Origin of the sequence: Paenibacillus sp. NRS-1760 (assembly GCF_050467785.1) — a bacterium.
In the GTDB taxonomy this organism is placed as follows: domain Bacteria; phylum Bacillota; class Bacilli; order Paenibacillales; family Paenibacillaceae; genus Pristimantibacillus.
Window position 1 is genome coordinate 38,583 of the sequence record NZ_JBITPK010000016.1, and the last position, 16,132, is coordinate 54,714.

Consider the following 16,132-nt stretch of genomic DNA (forward strand, 5'->3'; position numbering starts at 1 on the left):
GAGCAATGGCTGCTTCTTTATTGTTAACCTATCGTTATGCGGTTTCGCCTTCAACGGCTTCTTGATTTTGCTCAATTAGCATTTCGACCTTGCGAATCCGGTTTTTGCTCGTCTCACGAATGATAAATTTATAATTTTCGTAAAAGTGCTCTTTGCCTGGCTTTGGATCGGTCACTTGACTGTACAACCAGCCGCCGACCGTATCCACATCCTCTTCCTCGAAGTTCATGCCGGTTAGATCGCTCAGCTCGCTAAGTGATACTTTACCATCGAGAAGATAGCAGTTATCGGCCAACTGTTCAATTTCCTTGCGTTCGTCAGCATCAAATTCATCACGAATTTCACCAACGATTTCTTCCAAAATATCTTCAATTGTAATTAGTCCGGAAGTACCGCCGTATTCATCAACGAGAATAGCGATGTGAACACGTTCTAATTGCATTCGCTTTAGAAGCATTTTGACTGGCGTAACCTCAGAAACGCTCAGTACAGGATGAACAAGCTTTTTGAAATCCAAATCACGATCTGATTCATATTCTAGGAAAAGCTGCTTCGTGTTAATCATGCCGACGATGTTATCCTTGCTCTCAAGTGCGACCGGGAAACGCGTATATTGTTCCTTGCGAATAATTTCCATGTTCTCAGCTAATGATTTGTTTGTATACAAACAAATCATATCGGTGCGAGGCACCATAATTTCTTTGGCCAGCAATTCGTCAAAAGCGAAAATGCGGCTTACATATCCGTATTCTGTATTGTTAATCTTTCCGCTTTGGTAGCTCTCGTTAAGAATAATTTGAATTTCTTCTTCCGAGTGTGCTTCTTCATGCTCTGTAGCTGGTTTCAATCCGAACAAGCGAACCAAAGCGTTAGCCGAGCCATTTAGCAACCAAATGAAAGGATATAAAATCTTGTGGAATAAAATAATCGGTTTTGCTGTTAAGAAGCTAATAAATTCAGCTTTCTGGATCGCCCACGTTTTTGGTGCAAGCTCCCCGACAACAACATGCAGGAATGTGACCGAAATAAATGCGATTAAAAAGGATAGAATATGACTGATGTCATCGTTAATAGCAAAACGTTCAAACAAGGGTAAAAGCATTTTTTCAACTGTCGGTTCTCCCAGCCAGCCCAGCCCGAGCGCTGTAATAGTAATACCTAATTGACAGGCTGACAAGTAGGCATCCAGATTACTCGTAACCCGTTGAACGGCAAGTGCGTTCTTCCGGCCCTCAAGCACTAACTGATCGATCCGACTGGAGCGAAGTCTGATGATGGCGAACTCCGTTGCGACGAAAAAAGCAGTTAATAAAATAAGAAGAGCAATCATGAATAAATTGAATCCTATACCCATTTTCGTTTTTCACTACCCTTTTATGTTTATATTTTTTTTATTCTTATGATCTACTATAACGAATGATTACATGATATGACAAATGCCATATCCAACGGTAACAGCCTTATACGCGCTTTAAAATCGATTTAACGAGAATGAAAGGCTTATTCTCATTGATTTTCGAGCCTTTACAAGCGTCATTCTCCGGCATATGATGAGTTCATATGAACTTGTAATATAGGAATGCAAGACGAATGTGCGAGGAGGAAGCGAGATGGAGTCCTTTACGCTTACTCGAAAAGAGATGGCTTGCTTGCTGCTGGCTCTGGACGGAAAGTATAATTTAAAGCCACTGCAAGTGCTGCAAGCCGCATGGACCAAAACGCATCAATGTGATTTGGAGAAAGGCACGGGACTGCCTGCATTTATGTCTACGCTGCTGCCTCCAATTATTGAAAAGCTCATTAAAGGAAATGAGATTAAAGGCTTTTCACTACATGAAATTGCTGCGTTGGGCCAATTAATCGAATATTCGAATCTGTCGATTACCTCCATGCAAAACTGGGTAAAGCGAGATTTCAAACCTTATTTCGATTGTCCGAAAGCTGGGAAAAAATATTCTCTAAACCAAGCTGCGTTATTATTTATTATTGATGATTTAAAGTCAAATCTTGATTTTGAATCCATACGCAAGCTTTTTGAGATCGTATTCAAGAAACCAGAGGATGAAGCAGACGATTTAGTTGGGCCTATTGAATTATATGCATCTTATACTAGTATGTTTGAGGAGCTAGATGCGAATAACGATCAACTGCTCGACATTTCCGGTCATCTGAAGGAAAATCCGCATCAAGATTTATTGACAGAGCATGTCATTCGCTCTTCAGCGAATCAATTTGCAAGCAGATTGCCGAATTTAACAGAAAAACAATGGGAAGCGGTGCGAAATATTTTGCTCGTTGCGGTTATTTCCATCCAAACCTCCTATTTTCATTCGTTAGCAAGGCGTTATTGCAATGCAACCTTATTTTTAGCCACAGAATAAATATGGTTCAAGGGATGACAAACTCACTAAATAGTCCTATACTGGTTTAAGTTGTAAACTACAAAATAGACAAACTGAAAAAGGCAAACTTGTTGAAAGACAAGGACGCAAAGTTATGGGCCTAAGGTGTACGCACTATGGCTGCCAGACCGCCGGAAGGATAATAAGCTAACTGAGCTGTCCGCCTCCTGTGGCTGGATAGCTTTTTTTGTTTTCAGGAGACAGAGGAGAGAGCAAGCAGGATGGTTTTTAAGGATAGGATAGAGAGAGCAAAAATACTGTTTAAGAAATTGAGTTTGAAGAAAATAACGAGCAAATTATTGCTTGTTACCGCAATCATCACACTATTTAATGTAGGCTCGGGCGTTTTGATTTATTTTCAAAATCATTCAGTAGCAACCTCAGTCGAAGGTTCAGAGGAATTGCAGCGTGCTGAACGCAATTATCAAGGTATATCGAATAGGCTGCTGAAAGTGATGCTTCTAATGGTAGATGCCATTGAAAATGGCAAAAGCGATGCAACGCTGATCATGAAGGATTTGGAAACGATGCCTGCCAACATCGATGAGTTGGAGAAACAGCTTATCGATATGGATAAGAAATATCCGCCTGCAACGGAAGATGGTCCTTATTATGCGAATCAAGTTAATGTTCTTAAGCTAGCATTAGATAACTTGAAAGTGACGAATACAGACGTGAGTGGATTATCATCAGATGAGAAATCGCTCCGCATAAGCAATCTAATAAGCGTATATACCGTCATTCTAAGTTATTCCAACGATACAATGCACGAGCGTTTGACCGCAGACGCTAACGCGACGCAGAGGCTTCTCGATAAAGACATATCCAGTGCGAACCTTATTGTGCTTATAAATGTCATTTTGCTAGCTATTCTTCCTGCTATTATGATTTTTGTCATCTCACAATCGATTAGAACAGGACTTGTAGGCATTACAAAAAGAATTAAGCAGTATGGCAATAATGATTTTACAAGTCAAGAAAAACTCGTTCGCTCTGACGAATTTGGCGATCTTGACCACGCTTTGGCTAATATGGGCGATCAGCTGCGAGAAACGATTAAAGCTACGCTTGAAGTGAGCGAATCTGTGCTCCACATCTCGAATAATATGGATAATATGATTGGTATTAATCGAAAAGCATCAGAGGATGTAAATGGCCAAGTGGAGCTGGGCAGAAAAGTGTTGCTGTCGCAGTATGACGATGCTTCATCCATTTCGGCAGTTACGGAAGAAATCTCAGCAAGCTCTCAGCAAATTGCTGCGTCGAGTGAATACATAAACAATGATATGCAAAATATGAAGCAATCATCTCATAACGGCACGCAGCAGATGGCTGGCGTGGTCTCGATGGTAAATGAAACAGTAGACCAGTTCTCAAAGCTAACTGAAGCTTTCGAAACGATGAATGAACGATATAACAATGTAGCTAAGTTTTTGAACGGCATTCAGGATTTGAACACACAGACGAATTTGTTGTCACTGAACGCATCCATTGAATCGGCAAGAGCGGGTGAGCATGGCAGAGGGTTCGCAGTAGTCGCTGATGAGATCCGCAAGTTGTCCAGTCAGACCGATATGATCTCGAAGCAGATCACGAAGGAGCTGACACTCATACAGAGCGATGTGGCAGCAAGCAGCCGCACGATCGGCAGCTTCGCGAATGTTATTAACACGACGCGTCAAGCATCTGAAACCGCAAGCAGCACATTCCAAGCATTGGAATCACAAAGCAGCATGCTGTCAGATCAAGTGAGCGAGATTTCTACGGCAATTAGTGAAATTACAACAGGCATGTCTCATATCGTGTCTGCAGTAGACAAGCTATTGACTACGTCTTCAGAAGTGAATGGGAAAATGGAACATATGAGCGAGCTTTCAGTTAAGCAAAATGATATTTCCGATGATTTGCGCACGCTTGCGGAGAAGCTTTCACTTTCCTCGCAGGATTTGAAGGAGAAAGCATCTGTTTTCAAAGTATAAGCAACACAAAATGATAATCGTGTGAGGCAGGCAGCATCCATAGGTTTGGGGTGCTGCCTGCCTCTTTGTGCAAATAAAGAAGGATAAGCGAGTATAATGCCGAATCAATGAATGGAATAGACCAATACAAAACAGATCCACTATGGGAGACAGGATGAGCGAAATGAACTTTCAAGTTAATTTACAAGGGATGATCGAGCTTCTCTCAAAGCATTTATATTCGAGCCCAGGCGTATTCATTAGGGAATTACTACAAAATGGCGTTGATGCGATAACGGCACGCAAACGGCTTGGACATCGTTTTGATGCACGCGTAACAGTTGAAATTTACGGTTCTCGAACGATTGCCGTTCACGATAATGGGATAGGCCTGTCCGAATCCGAAATCCAGCTTTTTTTGGCTCAAATCGGAAGTACCTCCAAGCGTGACGAAATGGATTCAGCAGACGACTATATTGGACAATTTGGCGTGGGTTTGCTGTCCTGCTTCGTAGTGAGCGGCGAAATCGTTGTTATTACCCGCTCCGCTCTAGAAGGCGATACTTTAGAATGGCGCGGGCGGCCAGACGGCACGTACACGATTCGCAAGCTTGAGAAGGATGCTCCAATCGGAACAACCGTGTTTTTGACATGCAAGGAGGGTTACGAGGATTATTACGAATGGGATCGTGTGATGGAGTTAATGAGCCATTATGGTCAGTTCCTACCTGTTCCGATTCATTTGTCCGAAGGGAAAACAGATATTAGGATTAACGAGGAAACTCCTCCGTGGTCCATGAATAGCAGTGATGCGCTCACCTATGGCGAAGATCACTTGTATCAAACCTTCTTGGATGCCATACCTTTAAAATCAGTAATTGGTGAGCTTGAGGGTGTCGCTTATATTCTTCCTTATGCTGTAAGCTTGCAAGCCGAGAAAAAACATAAGGTATATATGAAACGTATGCTGCTTTCCGATCAAGTTAACAATATGCTTCCGGATTGGGCTTTTTTTGTTACGTGTATCATGAATACGAATGGACTTCGACCAACGGCTTCTCGGGAGTCATTTATGGAAAATGAGCTTTTTCATACCGTAAAGGATGAAATTGGCGAAAACATTAAACAGCATATGATTCAGCTTTCAGAATCAAATCCTGTACTATTCGGGAAAATTATTGTTATTCATTCTGCTTCCATTAAAGCGATGGCTGCCGAAGATGATGAGCTTTATCGATTGTTTATCCCTTTCTTGTCGTTTGAGACTTCATTTGGCATGATGAAGATGAGCGAAATATTGGAACAGAACAAACGGATCGTTGTATCTTCAACACTTGATGAATTCCGCCAAGTGGCTCGCGTTGCCAAAGCGCAAAATGTGATGGTTATTAACGGCGGTTATGTCCATGATTTTGAACTTGTACGCAAGCTGCCTGCGCTGGATGAGGATATCGAGGCGTTAGTTCTAGATCCGATTAATTTCTCGAACGTCTTCCAATCCATAACTCCCGCGGAGCATAAAAGCATTCTTTCCTTTCTGGAGCTCTCGGATCAGCTGCTAGCTCCATTTCAATGCAGAAGCGTAGTAAAGCGATTTGAGCCAGTGGATTTGGCTGCTTTATACAATACAAATGATGAAGTGAATTTTCTGAGAATGGCAGAGCAAACGAAAGATGAAGCTAATGATTTGTTCGCAAACATTGTGGATGTTGTCATCCATGAGTTATATGAGGTGCCATATGCGACGATTTGCTACAACTTTAATAATCCGCTTATGCAGAGGGCTATGACCTGTCAGAATGCGGATATGCAGAAGCTAAGCATTGAGACCGTTTATACGCAGGCCTTGCTGCTTGGTCAATATCCTCTTGGCCCTGAGGAGCTGAAGTTAATGAACAAATCGTTTATGCAGGTGCTGGAAATCGGTCTTAGTCAGGCTGGTGATCGAGAGCTATGAAGCAGCGATATGATCAATTGCGAAGCGAGGCATGGAGCTTGCCGCAGGGAAAACAGAAGCTTGCGGTGCTTGAGGAGGCTATTCGGATAGCCGATTTGCATATGACGAAGGAAGACTCCTATTACGCCCGCATGACTTATTCCGAGGCAGCGCTTGATTCGGGCTATGAAGAGCGATTTCTTGTTTCGTTTACCTGGTGCTTAACTCAGTTTGAAAAAGATCCGGCTGCTTATTCGAGCTTCACCCTTATTTGGCACTATAAATGGTTTGTTAATCAAATTTGGCGGTTTCCGCAATTTGGTACGGATCAAATCAATTCGATTTTTAATGATTTTAAGGCAAAATGCTTACAATACGGTCACAGCCTGCGCCCATATTATCAATGTCTTCATCGATACGCGCTATCTCAAGGCGATCATGAGTCGGCTCAAGCAAACTATGAGCTTTGGCGCAAGACGGCTAGAGATGGAATGTCTGATTGCAGCGCCTGTGAGCAAAATGGCTTTGGCTACTATCATTTTACAGTTGGCAGATATCGGCGAGGACTGCAAGCTATGAAGCCTATTATGGATGGTCGAATGACCTGCAAATCCATTCCGCAAAATACGTACAGCCATCTGCTTCTCCCGCTCCTTGAGACGGAGCAAGCAGATGAAGCTGTAAAGATGGCAAAAAAAGGCGCGCGTTTGTTAAAGGGACCTGGTTACTTAAGCGAATATGGGAGCTTCCTTGCTTATTACACAGCAACCGACATTCATAAAGCCGCCAAATGGTTTGAACAAACCGTCCAATATGCGCTGGATACGAGAGTAGGCTGGGATCGGTTGTTGTATATGATTTCAGCTAGAGCATTTCTACAATTGTGGCATGCGAAAAACCGTCGGAGAAAGCTGAATGTTAGCAGCGATATTACGTATGAGATGATTGTAAAGGATACCGAACAATTAGCTGCTGCTTTTGATCTAAGAAACCAAAATCATTATTGCACCGAGCTGCTCAAACAGAAGCTTAAACAAGTTCAAAAACTAAGCCATTTTTAATCCATGTGTTGACGTATAGCAAATGGAAGTGGTTCAATTGAACGATCGACAACAGAGAGGGCAGTGGCAGCTTATGTTTAAACAATTTATGAAAGCATCCAGGCTGAGGGTTCTTCCTGTTATGCTTATTCCCGTGGCGTTAGGTGCGCTGGGGGCTTTTGTGTGGAACGGCATTTTCAATCCTTTATTATTTATCATCACCATAGTTGGGGCAGGAACAGCCCATTTATTTTCTAATATGATCAATGATTTATGGGATTATTATAACGGTACGGATACGGCCGCTCAATCGACGGAAGGGGCAATTGCAACCAACTCTGGCTATTTGACAAAAGGGACGTGGAGCATTCGCACCTTTGCGACCGTAACATGGGCATTATTTGGCATTGCAGCGATTTGCGGCATTATAATTAGTATAACAAGCGGCTGGCCGGTGCTCGTATTTGGCGGGCTTGGGGCGTTAATTGCTTATTTCTATGTAGCTCCGCCGATCCAATTCGGATACCGCGGCAAAGGCTACAGTGAAGTCGCGATTTTGATCTCCTTCGGCATACTGCCTGTCGTAGGCGCTTATTTTGTACAAACCTCAGAATTAGATTCTCGGGCATTTTGGCTATCGCTCCCAATAGGACTTTTGACTACCCTAATATTGTTTAATCACCATTTCCTGCACTGGCAGGCTGATCGTCAAGCAGGGAAAAGAACATTAGTCGTCGTTTGGGGAGAAAAGAGAGCACTCGTTTTCTCGCGCGTTTTGCTTTTTCTCGCCTATATTTCACTTATCCTATGCGTGGTCGTGAAAGCATTGCCTATTTACGGGCTGCTGGCGCTGCCAACAGCGATACCTTTATATTTGGTATACGGCAGGTTATCATCAAATAATGTATCTGCTGCATACGTACCGCTTATGGGTGCCTCGCTGAAAGCAACGATGCGATGCGGTGTGATCTTAATCGTTGCCTTAATCATTCAGGGTCTTATTTAAAACATACAACTTAGAAAGAGGTCATGGATATGGAGAAGCAATGGACTTTAGGAGATTTTCATACGATTCTAAATGAAGGGGAAGTATGGAAAATCGGTGGTTTTCCGCTGCAAGACGGAACCTTCTGGCAGTACCGAGAGCCTAATGCGGTTGTCATTGTTCGCAATGGACTGCTGTATGTAAGAGCACCGCTTAGCCGCTCGAACGATCAAATTCAAATACTGGATAATGCTAAGCATATGTATTATTCTGCTGAACCTGTTCTTGTACCTGAATCCGGTGAGATCAGCTTTGAGCTGCAAATTCGCGCACGGTCGCAAAATACAGCGCCTGATGATCTTTATGATGGTTTCGTTTCTTTGAATCTGCTCGATTTCACGACAGGCGGGGCACTCGACTTTTTTGCGGGAAATGACAAATATGCAAGTGTATATGCCGTTCTTCCTTTTCCGGGAGTAAAGGTGCCGGAGACGGATAAAACGAGATATTTCTGTGTGTTTAAGGAAGACACAAACTTTGCGGCGCGCGAATTTAATACGTACAAAATTACGTACAATCGCACCAATGATGAAGTCGTATTTTTTTTGAATGGCCAAGAAGTGCGGAGAGAGCGTGATGTTCCGGTTAAATTTAACCAATTTATCGTTGCGCTAGGCATTATGACGGAAAAGGATTTGTCGCCGGAGGGCAGCGTGTCGGTGCACGGACAGACTGTGATCGGAGAATGGTCTCCCATTACAATAGAAATTAAAGAGTAAAGTTGTTATGAAGGAGCTGCGTTATGCTATTCGTTCTTATTGCTTTGTGGGCTATTGCAGCTATTATATGGCTCTCCGATCGGCGAGCATCCGTTAATCATTGGTTAGGCGCTGTGGCGTTTAGCGGAGGAGCTGGTGCGCTTGCTGCCGTACTTGACCTGCAATGGCTGCCAGCAGCAGCGGAAGCTGGAATGAATCAAGTAGCGCAGCAGCTTCTTTATCGCTTGCAAGCGTTCTCCTCGTTGACCTCCTACTACGGATTGCCGTATTCCTTTGCATTGTTTGCTATAGCGTACAAACCTGTACGGCTACCAAAACGGCTGCAGCAGCTTATGCCCTTTTTACTGTTAATTCCGATTGTTTTATGTGTTTTGTTTACTCCATTTTATAATACGATGTACCCCATCTCGTTCAAGATTGTCGTATGGTGGGCGGTTCCTTATATTATGTACGGGGCGATACAGGTACTGCTCAAGCGGCAGCTGCATGCCTCTTTTTCTCGCACACACTGGATAATATGTTCAACCGTGCTGCCGCCAGTTATGTTCTGTATGGTCATGAATTACGTATTTCCAAGCTTCGGCATGCTGCGGATGTGGGTCTATAATACTTGGATCATTGGTTTAGCCGTAACTGTATTTGTTATTGCATTATTCACCTATGGCTTCATGGGTGTGCGAGTGAAGATCGATCGCCGCAGATACGATTCTACGTTAAGAGCAGTCACCTCAGGAACTGCCATACTTAATCATGCGATCAAAAACGATGCAGGAAAAATGCGGCTTTTCTCGGAGAAGATGAAAGCTTATGCCATCGAAACCGATCAACAAGAGCTGCTGGCGGATGTTGAAACGGTGCTGAACGCTTCTCGCCATATGCAGGAGATGCTGCAAAGGGTGCATCGTCGAACGGAGGATTTGGTGCTTCGTGTGGAAGTGACCGACATTGCAGCGCTTATCGAGAAGACGATGAAAGGATACGCCCAAAGCCTTGGCAACATCGAGCTGCAAAGCGTGTTAAACGAAGGCTGGAGTTGTCGCATCGATCCCGCGCAGGTAAGCGAGGCTTTAGGCAATATAATAGCCAACGCTTTGGAGGCTATGCAAGACAAAGGCGTGCTGTCTATTCTGTTAAGCGAAACCAAAAGAGAGCTTATTATTGAGGTCAGAGACACGGGCCTTGGCATGGACAAGAGTGAGATAACGAAAGTAATGGAGCCGTTCTATACGACCAAAAGTGGCAGTGACACTAATTTTGGACTCGGACTGCCCTATGCGTACCATGTGATGCGCAAGCATAAAGGTATGCTTGGCTTGCGAAGCGTGCCAGGAGCTGGAACATCTGTCTACATGACTTTTCCGAAACGAAATGTTCAAGCCACAAAAATAGATGTACATGTTTCGCAGAGGAGGGAAGCAAATGGATAAAATCAAGGTATGGATCGTCGAGGATGATCGTGATTGGCTGCGCGGCCTTGTCGCTTATTTAAACAAGGAGCAGGATATTGAAGTGGTTTGGACTGCCAGCAGGGCTGACGATGTTAGACAGGCGCTTATGGAAGGGAAGCAGCAGTCTGTGCCTGCAGATGTAGTGCTGATGGATATCATGCTTGACGGAAGGCCTGAAGGCGTTCTGCTCGCTGAGGAGGCGGCAATAGCTACCGGAGGAAGGGTCATCATGCTTACGTCAATGGAGGAGAAGGAGCTTATCTTTCGATCCTTCCAAGCGGGAGCTATCGATTACCAAATCAAATCTGATTTTGAAAGCTTGCCTGAAGCTGTACGCTCGGCATACCGAAGCCAATCCCCCATTAACGCGGCTGTAGCAGAACGGATGCGCGAGGAATTCCGTCGACTGAAGCAGATGGAGCGCGAGTTCGAGGCGAAGAAGCTCGGTGATTTGATTACACCGTCTGAGCTTCAGCTGCTTGATTTAATTGATCAAGGATATACCCAGCCGCAGATTGCCGACAAGCTGGTTGTATCGATTCGTACCGTCAAAAACCATGTTAATCATATATTAAAAAAGCTGAATTTGAGCGGGTCGCGCGAAGCAGCAAATAAAGCCAAAGAGATGGGCTTATTTCATAAGAAAAAGGACGAGGATAGTACCATGTAAAGTTGGTACTATTTTTTTTATGTCATTTTTTACAAAATAGATAGTAGAAGAACGCTTACATCAACAGATTGGAGGCATAACCGATGGATTTTGAAATGTTCTCGGCTGCTCATTTTGGGGCATTGGCGATTCTCGTTGCAGCCATTATCTGCATTATCGTTTTCCGAAAGCGAATGAGAGTTCCTAGAATAAACAAGATGGTACGAATAGGGCTGGCTATTTTGCTAATATGCTGCGAGGTCTCGCTTCAGCTATCTTATATTCTCAATGATAATTGGGGAGTAGGCTCGCTGCCATTTCAGCTTTGCAGCTTAATGCTTTTGATTAGCGCGGTCGTATTGCTTTGGAACCCAAAAAGTCTGTATGATGCTTTATTTTTTCTTGGAAGCATGGGTGCGCTGCAGGCGCTGTTAACCCCCAATTTAGATGAAGCGTTTCCGCATTTTCGTTATTTTCAATTTTTCATCGCACATATAGGTATTGTTAGCGCAGCGCTATTTATCGTCGTAGTAGAACGCTATCGACCGACTTTCTTTTCCGTAGTGAAGGCTCAACTTTGGCTGCATGTATTCGCTATTCCGGCTGCGATTACGAACGTGGCATCGGGTAAAACAAACTTTATGTTTTTAGCTGAAAAACCGGGAACAGCCTCGTTGCTTGATATGCTGGGGCCATGGCCATGGTATTTGCTGCAGCTGGAGCTTATTGCATTTGTAATATTTTTGCTGCTATATGCCGCTGTAAGGCTGCTCGATTGCTTAATATTCGTTAAACCAAGCAGTTCTGCTCAGTAACATCAGAAATGTATTTATTATTTACAGAGAGAAGGTGGGAAAGTGAAAGAGATGCAGGAAATGGTGAATAGACATTGGACTTCACTGCTTGGGGTATTGTTCGTTATGGCTGCTTTTATTACGTTGTTCAAATATTCGATAGATCAAGGCTGGATTACGGAGTCGATGAAAATTGGCTTTGGCATGATATGCGGAGCGGGTGTAGGCGCAGTCGGCTTGAAGCTCGCAAGCCGACTGCCACACAATCCGATTGGTGAAATCTTGATTGGCATGGCGGCTTGCATTTTGTATGCCACGTTTTCTTTTGCAGGAATTTTTTACCGGCTATGGAACCCAATGACCGTCTTGCTTGGAATGAGTGCAGTAACCATTGGAATATCCGTTTATGCGTATAAGTTTATGTCTCGGCTGCTGATGAATATAGCGATGCTGGGTGGTTTATTATCTCCGCTGCTTATGCGGCCGGAAACAGATCAAGTATTTGCTTTATTCCTTTATCTTCTTGTATTAAATGTTGCCTTCCTATTTCTTAGCATCTCGCGCAATTGGCATGAGCTGCGGTTCATCAGCTTTATCGGATCATGGCTGATGTATATCGTATATTTCATTCATTATAATCCATCGACTGAAGGTTTTTGGAGTATGCCGTTTCGATATGCGCTCGCAGCTTTTCTCTTTTATACAATCGGTCTAATGGTCTCTTCATGGAGCAATAAGTTATCCTTTGAGGGAATCGATTTGTATATGAACGCGATAAATGGCATTCTATTTGGATTTTGGGCACTATTCATTTTGAACGGTGAAGTGGCTTATGGGTACATACTCTCTTTTATCGGAATCGTTTATTTAATCGGTGGTTTCGTTATTTATATGTTAACAAACAAGATTACGCCATCCTCAGGCGTGTATTTCCTTGGCGGTTTGCTGTTGATTCTCGTGTCGGTAAGCAGCATTGGCGGCGGATATGAGTCAAAGCCTTTAATTACGGTGCTTCTATGGGGCTGCATAGCTGCGATAGCAGCAGCAATCGGCTATGTTAAGCGCTGGATCCTGCTGAGCATCGGCTCGCTCGCTATCTGGTTTGTGGTCGGATGTTATTGGTATGTAGTCACTTGGGACACTCCTCGCGGCGAATGGTTTGGGATGTACATCCCGTTTCTGAATTGGGGGGCGGTTGCATGGATGGTGTTGGCTGCACTGGGTTTCTTCTTTTCTAGAAGGCTTGTCATTCCTCAGCTCACTGATCAAGCGAATCGGATGCTTGCTCGTGTGTATGCGCTGTTATCCCATCTCATCGTCGGCGGATTGCTGACAAGGCAAATTGAAAATATTTTCACAGAATATATGTATGATTCCGCTTCAAGTTATTTAGGTTTGGCTTTGTCTGTCTCTTGGGGCTGCTATGCACTGCTGCTAATTTTGTGGGGGGCTTATTATCGCGAGCTGCTGTTTCGTGCATTCGGTTCAGCGGTACTTGTTATCGTTGCAATTAAAGCGATATTTATGGATTTAAGCGGGCAAGAGGCACTTTACAAGGTGGGTGTACTGTTAATACTAGGAGCGATTTCGTTTTTTATTACGTGGATAAATAGCAAATGGCGTGTTAAGAATGGAGAAATTAATGGCAAAGGTGAAGAGGCTGTCACTGAATCATAATTAAGAACGCAGGGGGAATAATGAACCTGTTGGTCTTGACAAGTGTACTCCAATACAATAAAGTTACTTACGTAAAGTAATTAAATTTATTTGGATTTGTAACTGCCTTTTAAGGCGGATACTTAGTTCACAGATGGAAGACACACAACATGTGAGAGGCAGGAGAAAAAATGACATCACAAGCTTTTTTGGAAGCAGTAAGTAAAAGACGCTCGATCTACGGCATTAGCAAGGAGGCCGTTATCTCCGATGACAAAATTGTAGAATTGGTACATGAAGCGGTCAAGCATACTCCATCATCATTTAATTCACAAAGCACTCGTGTAGTTGTATTGCTTGGTGAAAATCATGATAAATTGTGGGATATTACGACGAATACGCTTCGCAATATGATTGCAGCAGATCAATTCGAGGCAACTGAGCAAAAAATGGGCGCTTTCAAAAGCGGATACGGTACCGTATTGTTTTTTGAAGATAAACAAGTCGTTGACGGCTTGATGGCCAACTTCCCAGCATATGCTCACAACTTCCCGATCTGGTCGCAGCATACTTCTGGCATGCATCAATTTGTAATATGGACGGCGCTTGAGAATGAAGGTTTCGGCGCTTCGCTTCAGCACTACAATCCACTTATTGATGAAGAAGTGAAAACGACATGGTCATTGCCGGATTCTTGGCAGCTTGTTGCTCAAATGCCATTTGGCAAACCAACAGCAGCTCCAGGCGAAAAAACGTATCAACCGATTGATGAGCGTGTGAAAGTATTTAAATAAGCACTATATTATATAATAGCTTTGAGCCAAAGATCGTTCCTATTTATAGGGGCGATCTTTTTTTATGCCGTATGAACACTGTCTATGATTTTATAGTTAACAGCTGCCATAAGCGCTATAATAAAAAAAGATTTAAAGCGACAGCATGATGCAACGATAGGAGATAACGAGTGATTAAAGCGGTCTATTTTGATTTGGACGATACCTTGTACGATCAGCTTCAGCCTTTTCGGCTTGCTGCTCAGGGTACTGACTTGGAAAAACATGTCATGGGGAGCTTTCCTATAGAAGATGTGTACAAACGTATCAGAAGACACAGTGATCGTTTATGGGAGCAGCATGCAAGAGGTGAATTATCACTTGAGGAGCTTCGCATCCAGCGGACGGTATCGGCGTTCTCTGATATTGGCATAGCTGTGTCGAGCGAGGCAGCCGTGCAGCTGCAGCGGAACTACGAGCAGGAGCAATTGCAGATTAAGCTCCGAGCAAATACTGCTGAGCTGTTCGAGCAGCTGGAAGCTAGAGGTATGCAAATTGGCTTGATTACGAATGGTCCGGTAGAGCATTAAATGAGCAAAATTAGATCACTATCCCTATTATCATGGATAAATGAAGAGCACATATTCATTTCAGATGGCATGGGTATTGCTAAGCCTAATAGAGAAGTCTTTCAGCATGTTCAGCAGCAATCCGGTTACAGACCGGAACAGCTTATTTATGTAGGCGATGCATGGCATAACGATATCAAACCATCCTTTCTTGCTGGCTGGACGCCTATTTGGCTGAATCCCAGAAAGCAGCTGCCTCTTGCAGAGGATGGGCATGTGAAATATTTGGAGTGTCAATCGATAAAACAGGTAATGCCGCTCATTGAAAGGATTCATGAGGGGAAACTGGCTGTTTGCTCTAAAAACATGTACAATTAAAACCGATATACTTAAAGTACACGTAACAAACTTACATAATGATTCAGCTAGGAGGATATGATGAGTATTGACCCTCGGATAATCAAAACATTATTGCAGCTTCAGCTTTCACCAAATGTAAATTTACAAGCAGCTACTAATCCGCTGCAAGCGACAACAGGCGATGGCTCGGCATCCTTATTTGATACTCTTTTATCCCAATATATGACCGATACTTCTTCTGAAAATAATACATTGGCGCAAGTCATGCCAGCAGATGCGCTCGCGCAGCTAAGTTCACTTAGCGGCATGCCTAACCTGTCGTTTAGCAGTCAAGGCGTGTCTAACAGCTCTCCATCTGCTTATGACGAGCTTATTCAACAGGCATCAGCCAAATATGGCGTAGATTCTTCATTAATTCAAGCGGTAATCAAAACCGAATCCGGCTTTCAAGCAGATGCTCAGTCAGGTTCTGGCGCTAAGGGCCTTATGCAGCTAATGGACGGAACAGCAAGAGGTCTAGGCGTTAGCAACTCCTTTGATCCCGCGCAAAACATTGATGGCGGCACTAAATATTTATCGATGCTGCTAAACAAGTATAATGGACATGAGCAGGTTGCTCTGGCTGCATACAATGCAGGACCGGGCCGAGTGGACCGTGCAGGCATAAAAACGAACGAGCAGCTAATAGAAAATCTTGAAGCGTTGCCGGAAGAGACGCAGCGCTATGTTGCCAAGGTGCTTCAGGCCAAGTAGAACGACAGCAATAAGATCACGATTTAGCGA

Annotated in this window: 15 protein-coding genes and 1 riboswitch; of the genes, 14 read left to right on the forward strand and 1 reads right to left on the reverse strand. The window is 43.6% G+C overall.

The window, feature by feature from the left end; translation table 11 throughout:
- Positions 1-34: 34 nt before the first annotated feature.
- Positions 35-1,354 carry a hemolysin family protein gene (locus tag ACIFSR_RS24770; RefSeq protein WP_076268110.1) on the reverse strand — a complete coding sequence of 440 codons (1,320 nt, stop codon included), beginning with the start codon at positions 1,352-1,354 and terminating at the stop codon, positions 35-37.
- Positions 1,355-1,610: 256 nt separating this feature from the next.
- Between ACIFSR_RS24770 and ACIFSR_RS24775 the strand changes: the two genes are divergently transcribed.
- The 14 genes from ACIFSR_RS24775 to ACIFSR_RS24840 all read left to right on the forward strand — a co-directional run bounded on the left by ACIFSR_RS24775 (position 1,611) and on the right by ACIFSR_RS24840 (position 16,102).
- Complete coding sequence (locus ACIFSR_RS24775; RefSeq protein ID WP_339208676.1) at positions 1,611-2,381, forward strand: DUF1836 domain-containing protein; 771 nt, start codon at positions 1,611-1,613, stop codon at positions 2,379-2,381.
- 72 nt (positions 2,382-2,453) lie between these two features.
- Positions 2,454-2,538, forward strand: a riboswitch (cyclic di-GMP riboswitch).
- A gap of 85 nt (positions 2,539-2,623) precedes the next feature.
- Entirely contained in the window at positions 2,624-4,381 is a 1,758-nt protein-coding gene (locus tag ACIFSR_RS24780; protein WP_430060782.1) for a methyl-accepting chemotaxis protein, read from the forward strand.
- 163 nt (positions 4,382-4,544) lie between these two features.
- Positions 4,545-6,317, forward strand: coding sequence for an HSP90 family protein (locus tag ACIFSR_RS24785; RefSeq protein WP_339208680.1), 1,773 nt, complete (start codon positions 4,545-4,547; stop codon positions 6,315-6,317).
- Positions 6,314-7,357: a hypothetical protein gene (locus ACIFSR_RS24790; protein WP_339208682.1), complete on the forward strand. Its 1,044-nt coding sequence runs from the start codon at positions 6,314-6,316 to the stop codon at positions 7,355-7,357. Before ACIFSR_RS24785 ends, ACIFSR_RS24790 begins: the two co-directional genes overlap by 4 nt.
- A gap of 73 nt (positions 7,358-7,430) precedes the next feature.
- Complete coding sequence (locus ACIFSR_RS24795) at positions 7,431-8,342, forward strand: prenyltransferase (protein WP_339209583.1); 912 nt, start codon at positions 7,431-7,433, stop codon at positions 8,340-8,342.
- Positions 8,343-8,371: 29 nt separating this feature from the next.
- Entirely contained in the window at positions 8,372-9,100 is a 729-nt protein-coding gene (locus ACIFSR_RS24800) for a DUF6081 family protein (protein WP_339208684.1), read from the forward strand.
- A gap of 23 nt (positions 9,101-9,123) precedes the next feature.
- Positions 9,124-10,527, forward strand: a complete 1,404-nt coding sequence (locus tag ACIFSR_RS24805; protein WP_430060785.1) for a sensor histidine kinase — start codon at positions 9,124-9,126, stop codon at positions 10,525-10,527.
- Positions 10,520-11,218 carry a response regulator transcription factor gene (locus ACIFSR_RS24810; RefSeq protein ID WP_339208687.1) on the forward strand — a complete coding sequence of 233 codons (699 nt, stop codon included), beginning with the start codon at positions 10,520-10,522 and terminating at the stop codon, positions 11,216-11,218. Before ACIFSR_RS24805 ends, ACIFSR_RS24810 begins: the two co-directional genes overlap by 8 nt.
- A gap of 83 nt (positions 11,219-11,301) precedes the next feature.
- Positions 11,302-12,012: a TIGR02206 family membrane protein gene (locus ACIFSR_RS24815; protein ID WP_339208688.1), complete on the forward strand. Its 711-nt coding sequence runs from the start codon at positions 11,302-11,304 to the stop codon at positions 12,010-12,012.
- Positions 12,013-12,063: 51 nt separating this feature from the next.
- Positions 12,064-13,668 (forward strand): DUF2339 domain-containing protein, encoded by a 1,605-nt coding sequence (locus ACIFSR_RS24820; protein ID WP_430060906.1) that lies wholly within the window; start codon positions 12,064-12,066, stop codon positions 13,666-13,668.
- A 170-nt stretch (positions 13,669-13,838) separates the two neighbouring features.
- On the forward strand, positions 13,839-14,441 hold the full coding sequence (locus ACIFSR_RS24825) for a nitroreductase family protein (RefSeq protein WP_339208690.1): 603 nt from the start codon (positions 13,839-13,841) through the stop codon (positions 14,439-14,441).
- A 170-nt stretch (positions 14,442-14,611) separates the two neighbouring features.
- Positions 14,612-15,010: an HAD family hydrolase gene (locus ACIFSR_RS24830; RefSeq protein WP_430060788.1), complete on the forward strand. Its 399-nt coding sequence runs from the start codon at positions 14,612-14,614 to the stop codon at positions 15,008-15,010.
- Complete coding sequence (locus ACIFSR_RS24835) at positions 15,011-15,367, forward strand: HAD family hydrolase (RefSeq protein ID WP_430060790.1); 357 nt, start codon at positions 15,011-15,013, stop codon at positions 15,365-15,367. It begins immediately after the preceding gene.
- Positions 15,368-15,424: 57 nt separating this feature from the next.
- Entirely contained in the window at positions 15,425-16,102 is a 678-nt protein-coding gene (locus tag ACIFSR_RS24840; RefSeq protein WP_339208693.1) for a lytic transglycosylase domain-containing protein, read from the forward strand.
- Positions 16,103-16,132: the final 30 nt, after the last annotated feature.

What these genes read in the sequence shown, in the direction of transcription:
- ACIFSR_RS24770 (WP_076268110.1), bottom strand. Translation starts at nt 1,354, where the DNA reads ATGGGTATAGGATTCAATTTATTCATGATTGCTCTTCTTATTTTATTA.
- ACIFSR_RS24775 (WP_339208676.1), top strand. Translation starts at nt 1,611, where the DNA reads ATGGAGTCCTTTACGCTTACTCGAAAAGAGATGGCTTGCTTGCTGCTG.
- ACIFSR_RS24780 (WP_430060782.1), top strand. Translation starts at nt 2,624, where the DNA reads ATGGTTTTTAAGGATAGGATAGAGAGAGCAAAAATACTGTTTAAGAAA.
- ACIFSR_RS24785 (WP_339208680.1), top strand. Translation starts at nt 4,545, where the DNA reads ATGAACTTTCAAGTTAATTTACAAGGGATGATCGAGCTTCTCTCAAAG.
- ACIFSR_RS24790 (WP_339208682.1), top strand. Translation starts at nt 6,314, where the DNA reads ATGAAGCAGCGATATGATCAATTGCGAAGCGAGGCATGGAGCTTGCCG.
- ACIFSR_RS24795 (WP_339209583.1), top strand. Translation starts at nt 7,431, where the DNA reads ATGTTTAAACAATTTATGAAAGCATCCAGGCTGAGGGTTCTTCCTGTT.
- ACIFSR_RS24800 (WP_339208684.1), top strand. Translation starts at nt 8,372, where the DNA reads ATGGAGAAGCAATGGACTTTAGGAGATTTTCATACGATTCTAAATGAA.
- ACIFSR_RS24805 (WP_430060785.1), top strand. Translation starts at nt 9,124, where the DNA reads ATGCTATTCGTTCTTATTGCTTTGTGGGCTATTGCAGCTATTATATGG.
- ACIFSR_RS24810 (WP_339208687.1), top strand. Translation starts at nt 10,520, where the DNA reads ATGGATAAAATCAAGGTATGGATCGTCGAGGATGATCGTGATTGGCTG.
- ACIFSR_RS24815 (WP_339208688.1), top strand. Translation starts at nt 11,302, where the DNA reads ATGGATTTTGAAATGTTCTCGGCTGCTCATTTTGGGGCATTGGCGATT.
- ACIFSR_RS24820 (WP_430060906.1), top strand. Translation starts at nt 12,064, where the DNA reads ATGCAGGAAATGGTGAATAGACATTGGACTTCACTGCTTGGGGTATTG.
- ACIFSR_RS24825 (WP_339208690.1), top strand. Translation starts at nt 13,839, where the DNA reads ATGACATCACAAGCTTTTTTGGAAGCAGTAAGTAAAAGACGCTCGATC.
- ACIFSR_RS24835 (WP_430060790.1), top strand. Translation starts at nt 15,011, where the DNA reads ATGAGCAAAATTAGATCACTATCCCTATTATCATGGATAAATGAAGAG.
- ACIFSR_RS24840 (WP_339208693.1), top strand. Translation starts at nt 15,425, where the DNA reads ATGATGAGTATTGACCCTCGGATAATCAAAACATTATTGCAGCTTCAG.